The following is a 15,182-nucleotide window of genomic DNA, read 5'->3' on the forward strand; positions in this document are numbered from 1 at the left end:
CGGAAAGGCGGCCGCACGACGTCGGGAGGCGGACCACCCGGTGTCGGGAGGGATCAGGTCTCGGTTGCGTGCAGCAACCGTGCGGCTTCGGCGATGGACCCGGACAGCGAGGGATAGACGGTGAACGCCGCCGACACCTCATCCACTGTGAGGCGGTTACTGATCGCCAGCGTGAGCGGGAAGATCAGTTCACTGGCCCGCGGAGCCACCACCACGCCGCCGAGCACCAGGCCCGAGGAACGGTGGGAGAAGACCTTGATGAAGCCCTCGGTGATGCCCAGCATCTTCGCGCGCGGGTTCCCGGCCAGGGGCAGCATGGTGATCTTGCCGTTGACCTCCCGCTCGGTGATCGCGCGCTCGGGGATCCCGACCGTAGCGATCTCCGGGGCGGTGAAGATGTTCGCCGAGACCATCTGCAGATCCAGCGGCGACACCGCATCGCCCAGGGAGTGCCACATCGCGATCCGGCCCTGCATCGCCGCCACCGAGGCCAGCGGCAGCACCCCGGTCACGTCACCGGCGGCGTAGACCCCGCGCACCGTGGTGCGGGAGACCCGGTCCACCTCGATGTGCCCGGACTCGGTGGTGGCCACCCCGGCCTGCGCCAGCCCCAGGTCCTCGCTGTTGGGCACCCCGCCCACCGCGAGCAGGCAGTGCGATCCGGTGACCACCTGGCCGTCGGTCAGTTCTACGTCCACCCCGTCGCCCGTCCGGTGCACCGCGGCGGCACGGGAGCGGGACATCACGTCCATACCACGGCGCCGGAACACCGTCTCGATCAGTTCGGCGGCATCGGCGTCCTCCCCCGGCAGCACCCGGTCGCGGCTGGAGACCAGCACCACCGGCACCCCGAGCGCGTTGTAGGCACCGGCGAACTCCGCCCCGGTGACCCCCGAGCCCACCACGATGAGCTTCTCCAGGTCGTCGGCGGCCTCGTACATCTGGGTCCAGGTCAGGATGCGCTCCCCGTCCGGCTCCGCGGTGGGAAGCACTCGCGGGCGGGCCCCGGTGGCCAGCAGGATCACATCGGCCGCGAAACGGCGTCGCCCCTGGTCGGTCTCGGCGATCACGGCCCCGGGCCCGTCCAGTCGTCCGGTGCCGTCGACCAGGGTGATCCCCTCCCGTTGCAGACGGGCCCGGATATCACGGCTCTGGGCGCCGGCCAGCCGCAGCACCCGCTGGTTCACCCGGTTCAGGTCCACCTCCAGGGACCCGTCGTGGCCCCCGGTGGGTTTGATGCCCAGTTCCCGCGAACTCTCGGTCAGCGTCATCCACTCGGCGGTGGCGATCAGCGTCTTCGACGGCACCACGTCGGTGAGCACGGCCGAGCCACCCAGGCCCTGGCGCTCGATGAGGGTCACCCCCGCCCCGAGCTGGGCGGCCACCAGCGCTGCCTCGTAGCCACCGGGCCCGCCCCCGATGATCACCACCCGGCTCCCCTCCCGGGTGGTGGAACGTCGGACGCCGCTGGGGGGTTCGGCCGGTGGCGGGATCTCGGAGGTCACGCGTGCCATTGTGCCTTGTCACCGGGCCCGGGCAAGTGGCGCCGGACCCCGTGCGGCCGGCACCGATCCAGTAGGTTCGTGCTGTGCACACACATGACGACGACGCCGACCCCGCCCGGACCGCGGCCGCGGCCGCCCGGGTGCTCACCGAGGCGGCGGGGGTGGACTCCTTCGACATCGCCCTGGTGCTCGGTTCGGGTTGGGGCGAGGCAGCCGACTTGATCGGACGCACCGTCGCCGCCGTCCCGGCAGCCGACGTGCCCGGATTCGCTCCCTCCGGCGTGCCGGGGCACCGCGGGACGCTGCAGGCGGTGGCCATGGATACCGGGACCGGCACCAGGCACGCACTGGTGCTGGGGGCCCGCACGCACTTCTACGAGGGCAGGGGGGTGCGGGCAGTGGCCCACCCGGTGCGCACCGCCGCCGCCGCCGGGGCGTCCACCGTGGTGCTGACCAACGGGTGTGGCGGGCTGCACCGGGAGTGGGCTCCCGGCACGGCGGTGCTGATCAGCGACCACCTGAACTTGACCGCTGCCTCTCCCCTGGAGGGCGCCACGTTCGTGGACCTGACCGATCTGTACTCACCAAGGTTGCGTGCGATCGCCCATTCGGTGGACCCGGAGCTGCCCGAGGGGGTCTACGCCCAGTTCCGCGGCCCGCACTACGAGACGCCCGCCGAGGTGCAGATGGCCAAACGGATGGGCGCTGATCTGGTGGGCATGTCCACCGCCTTGGAGGCGATCGCGGCCCGGGAGGCCGGTATGGACGTGCTCGGCCTGTCCCTGGTGACGAACCTGGCCGCCGGGATCTCACCCGAGCCGCTCTCGCACGCCGAGGTGATCGAGGCCGGCCGGGAGGCCGGCCCCCGGATCAGCGCACTGCTCAGTGCGATCGTGCGTACCATCCTGTCGTGACCGCCGACGACGCCGCCCACCCCGGACCCGCGGGCGCGCCTAGCACCGGGGTGCCCGCTGCGGCGACCGCCGGCGAGGAGGAGCAGGTCGGCGCAGTCGGCGGGGCCGAGCAGGTCAGCGAGGACCTGCTCGCGCGTGTCCGGGAATGGATCGCCGATGATCCCGACCCGGGCGACGCCAGGGAACTGCGCGAACTCCTGACCCAGGTGACCGGCGCCGACCGGTCCGGTGCGCTGCGGGCGCTGCAGACGTTGCGCGAAGCCTTCGCGGGCTCGCTGCAGTTCGGCACGGCCGGGTTGCGGGGGGAACTGGGCGCGGGCCCGAACCGGATGAACCGGGCGGTGGTGATCCGAGCCGCGGCCGGGGTGATGACGTATCTGAACGAGCGCGTGCCCCACCTGCCCAAGGTGGTGGTCGGTTACGACGCCAGGCACCGTTCCGAGATCTTCGCTTCCGAGACCGCCGCCGTCGTCGCCGGTGCGGGCGGGCACGCCCTGGTTCTACCCGGACCGGTGCCCACCCCGTTGCTGGCCTTCGCGGTCCGCCACCTGGGTGCCGACGCCGGCGTGATGGTGACCGCCTCGCACAACCCACCCCGGGACAACGGGTACAAGGTCTACCTGGGCGGACGGCTCACCGATGACTCCGGCACCGGGGTACAGATCGTTCCCCCCGCCGACGCCCGGATCGCAGCCCACATCGCTGCCGTGGAGTCGGTGGCGCAGGTGCCGCGGCACCGCGACCCGGCCGCGTCCGCCCGGGGGTCGATCGAACACCTGGGCCCGGAGGTGGCCCGGGCCTACGTCGAACGGGCGCTGACCACCGTGCCGCCGGGCCCGCGGGACCTCAGGATCGTGCTCACTCCCTTGCACGGCGTCGGGGTGCCCCTGGCACTGGAGGTACTCGAGCGGGCCGGTTTCACCGACGTCACGGTCGTCGCCCGGCAGGGCCAGCCGGACCCGGACTTCCCCACGGTGGACTTCCCCAACCCGGAGGAGCCCGGCGCACTGGACCTGGCGATCGAGACCGCCGAGGACGTGGGTGCCGACCTGATCATCGCCAACGACCCCGACGCCGACCGCTGCTCCGTCGCGGTGCCGGGCGTCGGCGCGGAGGGCGGCTGGCGCCAGTTGAGCGGCGACGAGGCCGGCGCCCTGCTCGGGGAGCAGGCCGCCGCCACCGCCACAGCCGGGCCGGGTGCGGACACCGCGGTGTTGGCCTCCTCGGTGGTCTCCTCCCGGTTGCTGGCCGCGATCGCCCACTCCCACGGCCTGCCGTACCGGGCCACCCTGACCGGGTTCAAGTGGATCTCCCGGGTGCCGGACCTGGTGTTCGGGTACGAGGAGGCGATCGGGTACTGCGTGGACCCCCAGGGGGTGCGGGACAAGGACGGCATCACCGCGGCGCTGCACCTGGCGGCCCTGGCCGCACGCGCCAAGGACGCCGGTGCCACGCTCATGGACTCACTCGATGAGCTGGCCCGGCGCCACGGTCTGCACGCCACCGCGCCGCTGTCGGTGCGGGTGGCGGACCTGGCCCTGATCAGCGCGATATTGGCGAGCCTGCGCGCCGACCCCCCGACCCATCTGGGTGGTTCCGCGGTGGTGCAGGTCCGTGATCTGAACGCCGGCGGGGACCTCCCGCCCACCGACGCGCTGATGTACCTCACTGAGGCCGGCGATCGCGTGATCGTGCGTCCCAGCGGAACCGAGCCGAAGCTCAAGTGCTACCTGGAGGTCGTCCTGCCGCTGGACGACCAGGACCTCACCCGGGTGCGACACCGGGCCGCCGATCGGCTCGCGGCACTGTCCGCCGACATCGGTTCCCGGCTCCGCGCCTGAACGGCCCGGTGACCGCAGCGGCGCGGCACCGGCGCAGCTCAGAACTGGCGTACACCGTGGCCGGATGTGTCCCGGTCCCGCTAGCGTTCCGGTGATGACCGATCACCCGGACGCAGGCGAGCACGAGACGCGGCGGGCCTGGGACCTGGCCTCGCGCAAGTACACCCGCGCCTACACCGAGTTCCTCGACCTGGCACGGACCACCGAGTTGGCCGCGGCCGAGGTCGAGATCCTGGCGCCGATCCTGGGCAGACCCGACCAGCTGGTGGTGCACCCACAGAGCGGGCACGGGGTGGACGACGCCGCCCTGGTGCGCCTGGGTGCGAGCAGGGTGATCGGAGTGGACTACACCCACCGGGTGGCGGTCTCGGCGCACCGGCGCGCCGCCGAGCTGGGCCTGCCGTGCCACTACGTCACCGGCAGCGTCCCGGATGTACCACTGCTGAGCGGGTGCGCGGACCTGGTCTACACCGGCAAGGGCGCACTGATCTGGTTGGCCGACATCCATGGCTGGGCCCGGGAGATGGCCCGGCTGCTGCGCCCCGGTGGGCACCTCTTCGTCTTCGAGGCCCACCCGTTGGTGCCGTTGTGGGCCTGGGACACCGACGAGGCCAGGGCCCGGCCGGATCGGTCCTACTTCGCCGGCAGTCACATCAACGACACCTTCCCCGCACGGGGTGCCGTGGAGCACCAGCACCGGCTCTCGGAGGTGGTGATGGCGGTGTTGGGCGCCGGTTTCACCCTCGCCCACCTGGCCGAGCACCCCGAACCGTTCTGGCAGCCGGAGGGGACCGAGGCCGCGGCGTGGGACGGCCGGCTACCGAACTCCTACAGCCTGCTGGCCCAGCGCCCGCCCGCAGAAGCGCCGGCGGGGACCTAGGATGGGCGCATGACCTCAACGGCGACGACGGCGACCTCCTCCTCGGCCCGCAGCGCCGGGGAGGTGGCCACCCAGGCGCGCGTGATCACCGGAGCGGAGTCGGTGACCAACACGGCGCTGCGCCGCTACCTGCACGGCCTGCCGGGTGTGGACCAGGTGGGGGCCGATTCCCGGGCGGCGATGCTGGGTACCCGCTCCATCAAGACCACCGCGAAGGCCTGGGCGATCGACACGGTCATCTCCATGATCGACCTGACCACCCTGGAAGGCGCCGACACCCCCGGCAAGATCCGCTCTCTGGTCGCCAAGGCCAAACTGCCCGACCCCGACGATCCCACCTGCCCCCGCCCGGCCGCGGTGTGCGTCTACTCCGACCTGGTGCCCCTGGCGTTGGAGGCGATCGGGGACGCCGGGATCAATGTGGCCTCGGTAGCCACCGCGTTCCCCGCCGGCCGGGCCAGTCGGGCGATCCGCCTGGCCGACACCCGCGAGGCGGTCGGCGCGGGTGCGCAGGAGGTGGACATGGTGATCGACCGCGGCGCCTTCCTGTCCGGGGACTACCTGAAGGTGTACCAGGACATCGTCGCGGTGCGCCAGGAATGCCAGAACACCGAGGTCCCGGCGCACCTGAAGGTCATCCTGGAGACCGGGGAACTGGCGACCTACGACAACGTCCGGCGTGCCTCCTGGCTGGCCATGCTCGCCGGCGCCGACTTCATCAAGACCTCCACCGGGAAGGTGTCCCCGGCCGCCACGCTGCCGGTCACCGTGGTGATGCTGGAGGCGGTCCGGGACTTCCACGCCGCCACCGGCACCCGCGTCGGCGTCAAACCCGCCGGCGGGATCCGTACCTCCAAGGATGCGATCAGGTACCTGGTGGCCGTGAACGAGGTGGCCGGGAACGACTGGCTCACCCCCGACCTGTTCCGCTTCGGCGCCTCCAGCCTCCTCAACGACATGTTGTTGCAGCGCAAGAAACTCGCCACCGGCGCCTACTCCGGCCCCGACTACGTGACGATCGACTGAAGGACCCCATGACTGCCTTCGACTACGCCCCCGCCCCCGAGTCAGCCTCGGTGGTGGACATCGCCTCCTCCTACGGGTTGTTCATCAACGGGGAGTTCACCGACGCCACGTCCGGGGAGTCCCTGAAGACCATCAACCCCGCCACCGAGGAGAATCTGGCCGAGGTGGCCGTGGCGGGTACCGAGGACGTCGAACGCGCCGTGCGGGCCGCCCGCACCGCCTACGAGCGCACCTGGGGTCCGATGCCGGGGCCGGAACGAGCCAAGTACCTGTTCCGGATCGCCCGGCTGCTGGCCGAGCGGTCCCGCGAGTTCGCGGTGCTGGAGGTCCTGGACAACGGCAAGCCGATCCGGGAGGCACGGGACATGGACATCCCGATGGCCTCGGCGTACTTCTTCTACTACGCCGGCTGGGCGGACAAGCTCGACTACGCCGGGCGCGGGGCGAACCCCCGCCCGCACGGGGTGGCCGGGCAGGTGATCCCCTGGAACTTCCCGCTGCTGATGCTGGCCTGGAAGATCGCTCCGGCCCTGGCCGCAGGCAATACGGTGGTGCTCAAACCGGCCGAGACCACCCCGTTGACGGCGCTGCTGTTCGCCGATCTGCTGCAACAGGCCGACCTGCCCCCCGGCGTCGTGAACATCATCACCGGCGCCGGTCGCACCGGGGCCGACCTGATCGCCCACCCGGACGTGGACAAGGTCGCCTTCACCGGGTCGACCAAGGTGGGCAAGCAGATCGCCCGGCAGGTGGCCGGCACCCATAAGCAAGCCACCCTGGAACTGGGCGGCAAGGCCGCGAACATCATCTTCGACGACGCCCCGGTGGACCAGGCGGTGGAGGGAATCGTCAACGGCATCTACTTCAACGCCGGGCAGGTGTGCTGCGCCGGATCGCGGCTGCTGGTCGCCGAGTCGGTGGCCGATGAGGTGATCGACCGGCTCAAGGCGCGACTGGGCACATTGCGGGTGGGCGACCCGATGGACAAGAACACCGACGTCGGCGCGGTCAATTCCGCCGCCCAGCTGAGCCGGATCACCGAACTGGCCAACGCCGGTGACGCCGAGGGGGCCGTGCGCTGGAGCGCGCCGGGCGACCTGCCCGAGAAGGGGTACTGGTTCCCGCCGACGGTGTTCACCGAGGTGTCCACCGCCCACCGGATCGCTCGCGAGGAGATCTTCGGGCCGGTGCTGTCGGTGCTGACCTTCCGCACCCCGGACGAGGCGATCGCCAAGGCCAATAACACCCCCTATGGCCTGTCCGCCGGGGTGTGGACGGAGAAGGGGTCGCGGATCCTGGCGATGGCCGACGCGATCCGCTCCGGGGTGGTCTGGGCCAACACGTTCAACAAGTTCGACCCCGCCAGTCCCTTCGGTGGGTACAAGGAGTCCGGGTACGGCCGTGAGGGCGGGCGTCACGGTCTGCTCCCCTACCTGATCGAGGGAGGCACCCAGTGAGCCGGGTGGATGTGCGCAAGACCTACAAACTGTTCATCGGCGGGAAGTTCCCGCGGTCGGAGTCCGGGCGCACCTACTCGGCCAGCAGCCGCCGCGGGAAGTTCAAGGCGAACGTGGCCCAGGCCTCCCGCAAGGATGCCCGCGATGCCGTCCGGGCCGCTCGGGCCGCGCAACCCGGTTGGGCCGCGGCGAGCGCGTACAACCGCGGGCAGGTGCTCTACCGGGTGGCCGAGCTGCTGGAGGAGCGCCGGGATCAGTTCGTCGCCCAGGTGCGCTCCGGTGAGGGCGTGGCGACCAAACGGGCCGAGGACCTGGTCTCCGCGGCGATCGACCGGTGGGTCTGGTACGCCGGCTGGTCGGACAAGATCGCCCAGGTGGGTGGCAACGCCAACCCGGTGGCCGGCCCCTTCTTCAACATCTCCACCCCGGAACCCACCGGGGTGGTGGCCGTGATCGCCCCGCAGCGCTCCTCGTTGCTCGGGCTGGTCTCGGTGCTGGCGCCGGTGATCGTCACCGGTAACACCGCCGTCGTGCTCTCCTCCGCCGAGCGGCCGCTGCCCGCGGTGACCCTGGCGGAGGTGCTGGCCACCTCCGACGTCCCCGGCGGGGTGGTCAACATCCTCACCGGCCACACCGCCGAGGTGGCCCCGCATCTGGCTACGCACGCCGACGTGAACGCCATCGACGTGGCCGGGGCGCTGGGTGCCGAGGGCATCACCTGGGGCGAGTTGGAGGCCGACGCCGCCGAGACCCTCAAGCGGGTGCGGCGCCCGATCACCGACGAGGAGCCGGACTTCGCCGTCGAGCAGTCCCTGTCCCAGATCATGGTCTTCACCGAGATCAAGACCGTCTGGCACCCCAAGGGTGCCTGAGCGACGCCGGCGACGGCGCCCGGCCCTCAGTGGCCGACGACGTCGCTGAAGGGCACTGCGGGCAGATCGAGTTCGCCCATCCGCCGGGCGTACAGGCGGTGCCTGCGCCGGGCCTCCCCGTGCTGACCGCTGTCCATCAGGACCGTGCACACCGCCAGGTGCGCGGTTTCGTCGTAGGGATCCCGGTCCAGCACTCGCAACAGCAGCCGCAGCGCCTGGTCCGGATCGGAACGCCTGCACAGATCCGCCAGGGTCCGGGCCACGGAGAGGTAGACCGCGCGCACCTCCTCGCGGCGATCGATCAGCCACGGGCTGTCCTGGTCGTGCTCGAGCAGGTCCCCGCCATAGTGCGCCTCGGCGGCGGTGAGCAGTTCCACCGCCCGCGTCCGGTCCCCGCTGCGGGCCGCCGCCAGGCCCTGCGTGGCCAGGAACTCGAACTGGGCCACGTCGATGTCGACCTGCTCGGGATCGATCCGCACCGTACCCGCATCGGCGATCAGGACCGGCGCGTCGTCGCGTCGCTGCTCTCCCGGGGCCAGCACGGTTCGCACCACGCTCAACGCCACCGAGAGCCGGTTCGCGACCGTCTCATAGGCCTGGTCGGGCCAGAGCGCATCGGCCAGTTCCTCCCGGGTGGCGCCCCGGTTGGCGCGCAGCGCCAACAGTTTCAGCAGGTCCCGGGCCTTGCGTGAACCCCATGCGGACATCGGCACCGGCTGCCCGGCTACCTCGATGGTGAACTGCCCGAGCAACCTGACCACGCAACCATCGGTGTCGGAGGCTCCCTGGACGGCCATCGCCGGGAATGGCCCGTGCCGCACGGCACACCCCCAGGCGGCGAGCTGGCGTTCCAGTTCCGCGGCGCGCGCACGCCAGCCGGGCACGGCTCGGCGGCGGGCAATGCCCAGTTCGATGCGGGTCGCCCAGGTGCGCGCATTCAGTTCGTTCCACAGCGCCAACGCGCCCTGCAGGCCCTCGGCGGGGTCCGGGTCGAGCAGGGCGGCCAGGGTCGCCGCCTCAGCCAGGACCGAGCGCTCATCGCGAGCGGTGGCGGTCGCCTCGGCCTCGGTGGCGCATTCACGTGCCACCTCCAGATCACCGGCAGCCAGGGCGACCCAGCCGCGAGCCAGCAGGACCGGCCCCAGGTACATCCCGTCATCGAGGTTCGCGGCCCGGCGGGCCGCCGCCGCGGCCGCCTCCGGGTCACTTCCGGCGATGCACTTGGCGAGCCCCACCAGGATCGCCACTTGGCCCTGCTGATCGTTGGAGGCCTGCGCCAGGCGCACTGCGCGCTCGTAGGAGCCGCGCGCCAGGGTCAACTCGCCCTGCTCGGCGCGGATCTGGGCGAGCAGTTGCAGGGCGTAGGACTCGTACGGGGAGCCGGCCGCGGCGAACCGGTCCCGGGCGATCTCGGCATCGACGATCGCCTCGTCCAACGTTCCCACGTGCAACTGGATCTCGGCGCGGTTGCACCGGGCGATTCCGGCGACGTACACCGAGGACTGCCCCTCGGCCAGGTCGATCGCCGCCTCGGTATCGGCCAGTGCCGCCGGGTACACGCCTCGTTCCATGTGCAGCGAGCCGCGGTTGGTCAGGATGCGGGCCTCCTGTAACGCGTCCCCGGCCCTTCGGGCGGCAGCCAGCCCCAGGTCGTAGTGCGCCCGGTTCCCCGCGCTGTCGCCGTCGCTGGCCGCGATCAGGGCGCGAGCCGTGTGGGCCAACGCCAACGACCGGTCATCACCGGTGGCGCGTGCCGCGGCGGAGGAGCGTGCGGCGAGTTCGCGGGCCCGGTCCAACTCCCCCCGGCCCCAGCGGCAGGTGGCGGACCACCCCGCAATCTCGGCTTCGACCCGGGGGTCGATGGCCTTCTCGATGTATCGGTCGTACCATTCCAGGGCATCGGCCGACTTACCGCGCTGGTGCTGGATCAGTCCCCCGACCAGGCCGAACACAGCGGGGTCACCCGGGCCTGCGTCGCCGGCCTCCTCATGCAGATTCATCGCGGCCGGCCAGTCCCCCCGGTAGGCCAGCGCGCGCGCCCCGACCAGCAGGATGTCGGCGGTGCGCAGGGCCGGCGGCACCAGGTCCACCGCGGCACACAGCAGGTCCAGATGACCGGCGAAGTACAACTCCTGGCCATGCTCGCGAAGGAGTTCGGCGATGGCCGCGCCGCGCCGGGCGGTGACCAGGACACCCAGCCCACGGACCACGTCGCCGGCCTCGACCAGACCGGTGGTCACCCGCTCGACCAGGTGGTGGTCGGAGTCGGCCATCAACCGGTAGGCGGTGACGCTGCGTGCGATCAGCGGGGACAGGGTCACCTCCGGAGCCGGTTCGCTGTACCGCAGCCGGGCCAGCCCACGACGCACCAGGGGCGTCAGTGCCTCCGTGGAGGCCTTGCCCGCACTCAGGCCGACGGCACGGCCGTACCCGGCCGCGTCGATCGGGCCGGTCAGGGCAAGGGCGGAGAGGGTGGACAGGGTCGGTTCGGGATAGGCCGGGAGCACCACGTTGACCACGTAGTTGCCCGCCGTACCCCCGGCGCCGAGGAGGTCGGACAACCGCGCCGAGCGCTCCCGGGGTGGCACCGACTCGAGGCCGTCCAGCACGATCCGGACCATCGCCGGCCAGCCCCCGGTCCCCTCGGCGATCCGCGCGGCCAGGGCGCGGTCCGGCTCCGGATCGGCATCCAACAGGTACGCCACCGCGTCGGCGTCCAGGGCCAGGTGGGCCGCGCTCAGTTCCAGCACGGTCCCGGCGCCACGGTCGCGGTCATCGACCAGGTCCAGGTCACACCGGGACAGCACGCAGATCTGGGGACGGGTGGGTCCGGAACGCACCAGGCGGCGCAGCAGGTCGTGCCCGGGGGTGCCGATCAGCACGTGGGCGTGATCGAGCACGATCGGTCCGGAGACCTCCGGTGCCCAGGACCGGGCCACCCAGTGCGCCAGGACGCCGACGTCGGTGGTGTCCGGGGGGTGCCCGGCATCGGCGCCGGATGACTCGCCGTCCTCATCTCGGTGGGCGAGCCGGGCCAGTTCGCGTGCCAGGCGGGTTGCGTCGCCGTGCTGTGCCCCAAGGGTCAGCCAGCGGGTCCCCGGCGCGCTGGCCCACCGCCCCACGACGGTGGTCTTGCCCCATCCGGGCGCCGCGGTCACCGTGATCAGGGGCCGGCTGGGGCCGCGCAGGCGCAACAACTGCTCCGCCGGCACCCGGGCAACGAGACCCTGAAGCGCGGGCGGACGATGAGCGGCCCGGGTGGGTGCCATCTCAACCCCCGACGGTTGGTTCAGCACATGTGTGGGTGAGCCTATCTGATCCGGCTGCCGGATCAGGGGTTTCGGAGCACGATCTCCGCCGCCCTCGCACGTGGCGCGGCGACCGATCCGGGCAGGGTCGCTGCCTCAGGTCCAGACGTGGGACCGATACGTGTCAGCCCCGGCGTCAGAGTCGGGACAGCGCCCTTCCCGAGCGAGAGTCAGGGCCCGGGCCGGCTCGGGCTTGCGGTCGGGCCGGGCACCGGGCTGCGCCGTCGGTCACACGGCGTCCCGGGCCGCCGCGAATCCGGGGAGGATCTGTTCGGCGACGATCTGCTGCATCACGTCGTGGTGGGCGAACCCGTTCCACGCCGCCGTCAGCGTCGCCGCCTCCAGGTCGGCCAGGTCCCAGCCGGCCTCGGTCACCAGCAGGGTCATCTCCTGGCTCATCGAGGTGCCTGAGACCAGCCGGTTGTCGGTGTTGATGGTCACCGCGAAGCCCAGGTCGCGAAGCGCGGTGATGGGGTGGGCGGCCACCGTCGGGGCGATCCCGGTGTGCAGGTTCGATACCGGGCAGGCCTCCAGCGGGATCTGACGGTCCCGCACCCAGTGGGCCACCCGGCCGAGGCGGGCACGCCCGGGGTCCTCGGCGTCGGCGATGTCCTCGATGATGCGCACCCCGTGTCCCAACCTCAGGGTGTGGCACTGCTGGAGTGCCTGCCAGATGCTCTCCACCCCGTCGGCCTCTCCGGCGTGGATGGTGAAGGGGAAGTTGGCCTCCCGCAACGTCTGGAAGGCCCGGGCCTGGCGGGTCGGGGGGAAGCCCAGTTCGGGTCCGGCGATGTCGAACCCGAACGCGCCCCGGTCACGGTTGGCCAGGGCGAGTTCGGCGATCTCATCGGCCCGGTCCTCCTGGCGCATCGCGGTGATCAGGGTTCCCACGTGGATCCGGTGACCCGCGCGCGCGGCCTCTTCCACGCCGTCGTCCAATCCGGACCGGACCGCATCGACCACCTCCTGCAGGCTCAGGCCCTGATGCTGGTGCTGCTCGGGTGCGTACCGCTGTTCGGCGTAGACCACACCGTCGGCCGCCAGGTCCAGCACCGCCTCCTTGGCCACCCGGTGCAGCCCTTCGGGGGTCTGCATCACCGCGGTGGTGTGAGCAAAAGTCTCCAGGTAGCGCTCCAGGGACCCCGAGTTGGCCGAGGCGACGAACCACCGCGCCAGGTCCTGCGCGTTCCGGGCGGGCAGATCGTGACCGATGGCTGCGGCCAGGTCCAGCAGCGTCTGCGGGCGCAGCCCGCCATCGAGGTGGTCGTGCAGGACGACCTTGGGCAGGGCGGCTATCTGTTCCGGGCGCAGCGTCATGACACAGCAGCGTAACGGCCAACGTGACCAGGGCCATCGGGGCGGGACGATGGGGAGTTCTCTCCATGGGCGCCTGCGCGATCCTCCGTTAGCCTGGATTCGGAGTAACCGAAGGGACAGAAGCGCCGTGGCACTACTGATCGATTCGCACACCGTGTATCACGTCGCGGGTCTGGCTCAACAGGCCAACGACGATCTTCAGGACGAGATCAAGACCGCGAGTGAACTGGCCAACACCCAGAACGCTTCGCGCTGGACCATCAACACCGAGGCGATGAACTTCGCGGCCAGTTACCGCGACCGGTTGCTGGCGATCCAGGAGAAGATGGACACGCTGGCGGCGAAGGTCGATCAATTCACCTCCGGTCTGACCGAGAGCGAGAAGGCCCTGCTGGGTGTGGACGACGACGTCGAGACCGTGATGGCTCACGCCGGGCGTGACACCGAGCAGATCCACGTCCCCGAGGCCGGCACACCGACCGGGGAGGCCTGATGGGCGCCAACGCCGACGCACTGAAGCGCTACCTGGACGTCAACGACACCAACCGGGACGGCACCTCGACCGACCGGTCGAACCTGTATGGCGGGGCCGGGAGCCTGAGCGCACTGGCCGAGGCCCTGCGCAACGCCGCCGGTGATCCCGGCATGGAAGGGTCGGCCGGTCAGGCGGCCCGGGAACTGGCCACGGAGATCGCCTCCGGCGCAGCCGAACTCGCCGGTGAACTCGATGAGGTCGTGACCATCCTCTCCGACGCGCGGGAGGCGGTCCGGGAGGGCTCGGTGTCCTACACGATGCTGCCCAGCGAGGACCTGGATGCGTTCCAGGAGGAACAGGCGTCCCTGGTAGGCCACCCTGCCCGCGGCAACGTGGAGTTCGAGGACGCCGCCGACTTGCGCGCGCACTTCCGGGAGCAGAACGCCAGGGAGCGCGAGGCGGAGGCCGGCAGGGAGATGAACCGGCTGGACGCCATGCTGCGCGACGCCACTGCGCGGATGAGCGGCAACACGGCCGGACCGACGACGCCCGGCCCGAGCGGGACCAGCGGCGCTGGCGACACCGGAGCCGCTGCCACCCCCGGATTCTCGATGTCCGGTGGCGGGGGCGGCACCGGACCCGGTGGTTCCGGAGGCGGCGCTCCGGTGGGAACCGGTCCCGGACCCGGCGGCGGCGGTCCATCCGTGGGCACCGGGCCCGGGATCGGCGGCGGCGGTCCATCCGTGGGCACCGGCTCCGGGATCGGCGGCGGCGGGCCGGTCCAGGACCTACCGGCCGGGCCCGGCGGTACCGGGGCCGGCACAGGTCGTGAGCACTGGAACCCCGAGGCCGGCACCGGCCCGATGATCGACACCTCCGTGGATGGTCCCGGCGGAGGCACACTCGTCGGCGGCGCCGGCGCCGGGATCGGTCCCGGTGCGGGCGGCCCCGGCGTGGGCGGTCCCGGAGCCGCGGTGGGCGGCGCGGTGATCGGTGCCGGCGGAGCCGGTCCGAGGCTGGGCGGACCCGGTGCGGGGATGACCGGCGGGCGCGGCGGCATGATCGGGGTGGCCCCACCGGCCCACGGTGCCGGAGCACGGGGCGGTGTGGGCCCCGGGGCACGCGGTGGCGTCGGCGGCATGGTCCCCGGTCAGACCGGCCGCGGGGGACCCGGCACGCGTGGCGTCGGTGCCCCCGGTGCACGCGGAGGCGTCGGCGGCATGGTGCCCGGTTCGACCGCCCGGGGTGGTCCGGGAGCAGCCGGCCGAGGCGGTGCCGGTGGACCCGGACGCGGCGGTGCCGCGGTCGCCCCTGGCAGTTCCCGCGCGGGCGGCGGCGCGGGTGCCGGCGGCGCCGGCCGGGGCGGCGTCGGAGGTGCGTTCGCCGGAAACGGCCAGGGCAGCAAGCGCAAACGGCGCAACCACGGCCTGGACCTGGCGGTCGATGATCTCGAGCCCGACGAGATTGCGCCGGGTCCCGGTGGCGGCGCCGGAGCCGGAACCCGCGGAGCCGTACCGCAGGTCGATACCGAGGAGTGGAACCTGGACGGCCACTGAGCCCACCGGAGGTTCGGCGCCCGGACCGGGG

At 72.0% G+C, this 15,182-nt stretch carries 11 protein-coding genes; 8 read left to right on the top strand and 3 right to left on the bottom strand.

Translation table 11 applies throughout. The annotated features are described in order from the left end of the window. Nucleotides 1-53 precede the first annotated feature (53 nt). A complete protein-coding gene (locus ACPL7H_RS11230) occupies nucleotides 54-1,514 on the bottom strand; it encodes an NAD(P)H-quinone dehydrogenase (protein ID WP_424787493.1) in 1,461 nt (486 codons plus the stop codon). Nucleotides 1,515-1,588: 74 nt separating this feature from the next. Between ACPL7H_RS11230 and ACPL7H_RS11235 the strand changes: the two genes are divergently transcribed. The 6 genes from ACPL7H_RS11235 (at nucleotide 1,589) to ACPL7H_RS11260 (ending at nucleotide 8,495) form a co-directional block, all read left to right on the top strand. Beyond that, on the top strand, nucleotides 1,589-2,419 hold the full coding sequence (locus tag ACPL7H_RS11235) for a purine-nucleoside phosphorylase (protein WP_424797005.1): 831 nt from the start codon (nucleotides 1,589-1,591) through the stop codon (nucleotides 2,417-2,419). Nucleotides 2,420-2,544: 125 nt separating this feature from the next. Continuing rightward, a complete protein-coding gene (locus ACPL7H_RS11240) occupies nucleotides 2,545-4,260 on the top strand; it encodes a phospho-sugar mutase (RefSeq protein WP_424797137.1) in 1,716 nt (571 codons plus the stop codon). 94 nt (nucleotides 4,261-4,354) lie between these two features. After that, on the top strand, nucleotides 4,355-5,140 hold the full coding sequence (locus ACPL7H_RS11245; protein WP_424797006.1) for a class I SAM-dependent methyltransferase: 786 nt from the start codon (nucleotides 4,355-4,357) through the stop codon (nucleotides 5,138-5,140). Between the two features lie 9 nt (nucleotides 5,141-5,149). Beyond that, nucleotides 5,150-6,166 carry a deoxyribose-phosphate aldolase gene (deoC, locus tag ACPL7H_RS11250; protein WP_424787490.1) on the top strand — a complete coding sequence of 339 codons (1,017 nt, stop codon included), beginning with the start codon at nucleotides 5,150-5,152 and terminating at the stop codon, nucleotides 6,164-6,166. Between the two features lie 8 nt (nucleotides 6,167-6,174). Then, complete coding sequence (locus tag ACPL7H_RS11255; RefSeq protein WP_424797007.1) at nucleotides 6,175-7,623, top strand: aldehyde dehydrogenase family protein; 1,449 nt, start codon at nucleotides 6,175-6,177, stop codon at nucleotides 7,621-7,623. Then, complete coding sequence (locus ACPL7H_RS11260; RefSeq protein ID WP_424787488.1) at nucleotides 7,620-8,495, top strand: aldehyde dehydrogenase family protein; 876 nt, start codon at nucleotides 7,620-7,622, stop codon at nucleotides 8,493-8,495. The genes ACPL7H_RS11255 and ACPL7H_RS11260 overlap by 4 nt, the downstream gene beginning before the upstream one ends. Nucleotides 8,496-8,521: 26 nt before the next feature. Here ACPL7H_RS11260 and ACPL7H_RS11265 read toward each other — a convergent pair whose 3' ends face one another. Both ACPL7H_RS11265 and ACPL7H_RS11270 read right to left on the bottom strand, forming a co-directional pair. Further along, entirely contained in the window at nucleotides 8,522-11,764 is a 3,243-nt protein-coding gene (locus tag ACPL7H_RS11265; protein WP_424797008.1) for a BTAD domain-containing putative transcriptional regulator, read from the bottom strand. A gap of 267 nt (nucleotides 11,765-12,031) precedes the next feature. Continuing rightward, entirely contained in the window at nucleotides 12,032-13,120 is a 1,089-nt protein-coding gene (locus ACPL7H_RS11270; RefSeq protein ID WP_424797009.1) for an adenosine deaminase, read from the bottom strand. A gap of 127 nt (nucleotides 13,121-13,247) precedes the next feature. On the opposite strand from ACPL7H_RS11270, the gene ACPL7H_RS11275 reads away from it, so the two are divergent. Together ACPL7H_RS11275 and ACPL7H_RS11280 are read left to right on the top strand one after the other, a co-directional pair. Further along, nucleotides 13,248-13,613, top strand: a complete 366-nt coding sequence (locus ACPL7H_RS11275) for a hypothetical protein (protein WP_424789940.1) — start codon at nucleotides 13,248-13,250, stop codon at nucleotides 13,611-13,613. Next, nucleotides 13,613-15,151 carry a hypothetical protein gene (locus ACPL7H_RS11280; protein ID WP_424797010.1) on the top strand — a complete coding sequence of 513 codons (1,539 nt, stop codon included), beginning with the start codon at nucleotides 13,613-13,615 and terminating at the stop codon, nucleotides 15,149-15,151. Before ACPL7H_RS11275 ends, ACPL7H_RS11280 begins: the two co-directional genes overlap by 1 nt. Nucleotides 15,152-15,182 lie beyond the last annotated feature (31 nt).

The organism is Pseudactinotalea sp. Z1732 (assembly GCF_049724975.1).
Lineage (GTDB): Bacteria > Actinomycetota > Actinomycetes > Actinomycetales > Beutenbergiaceae > CALKWS01.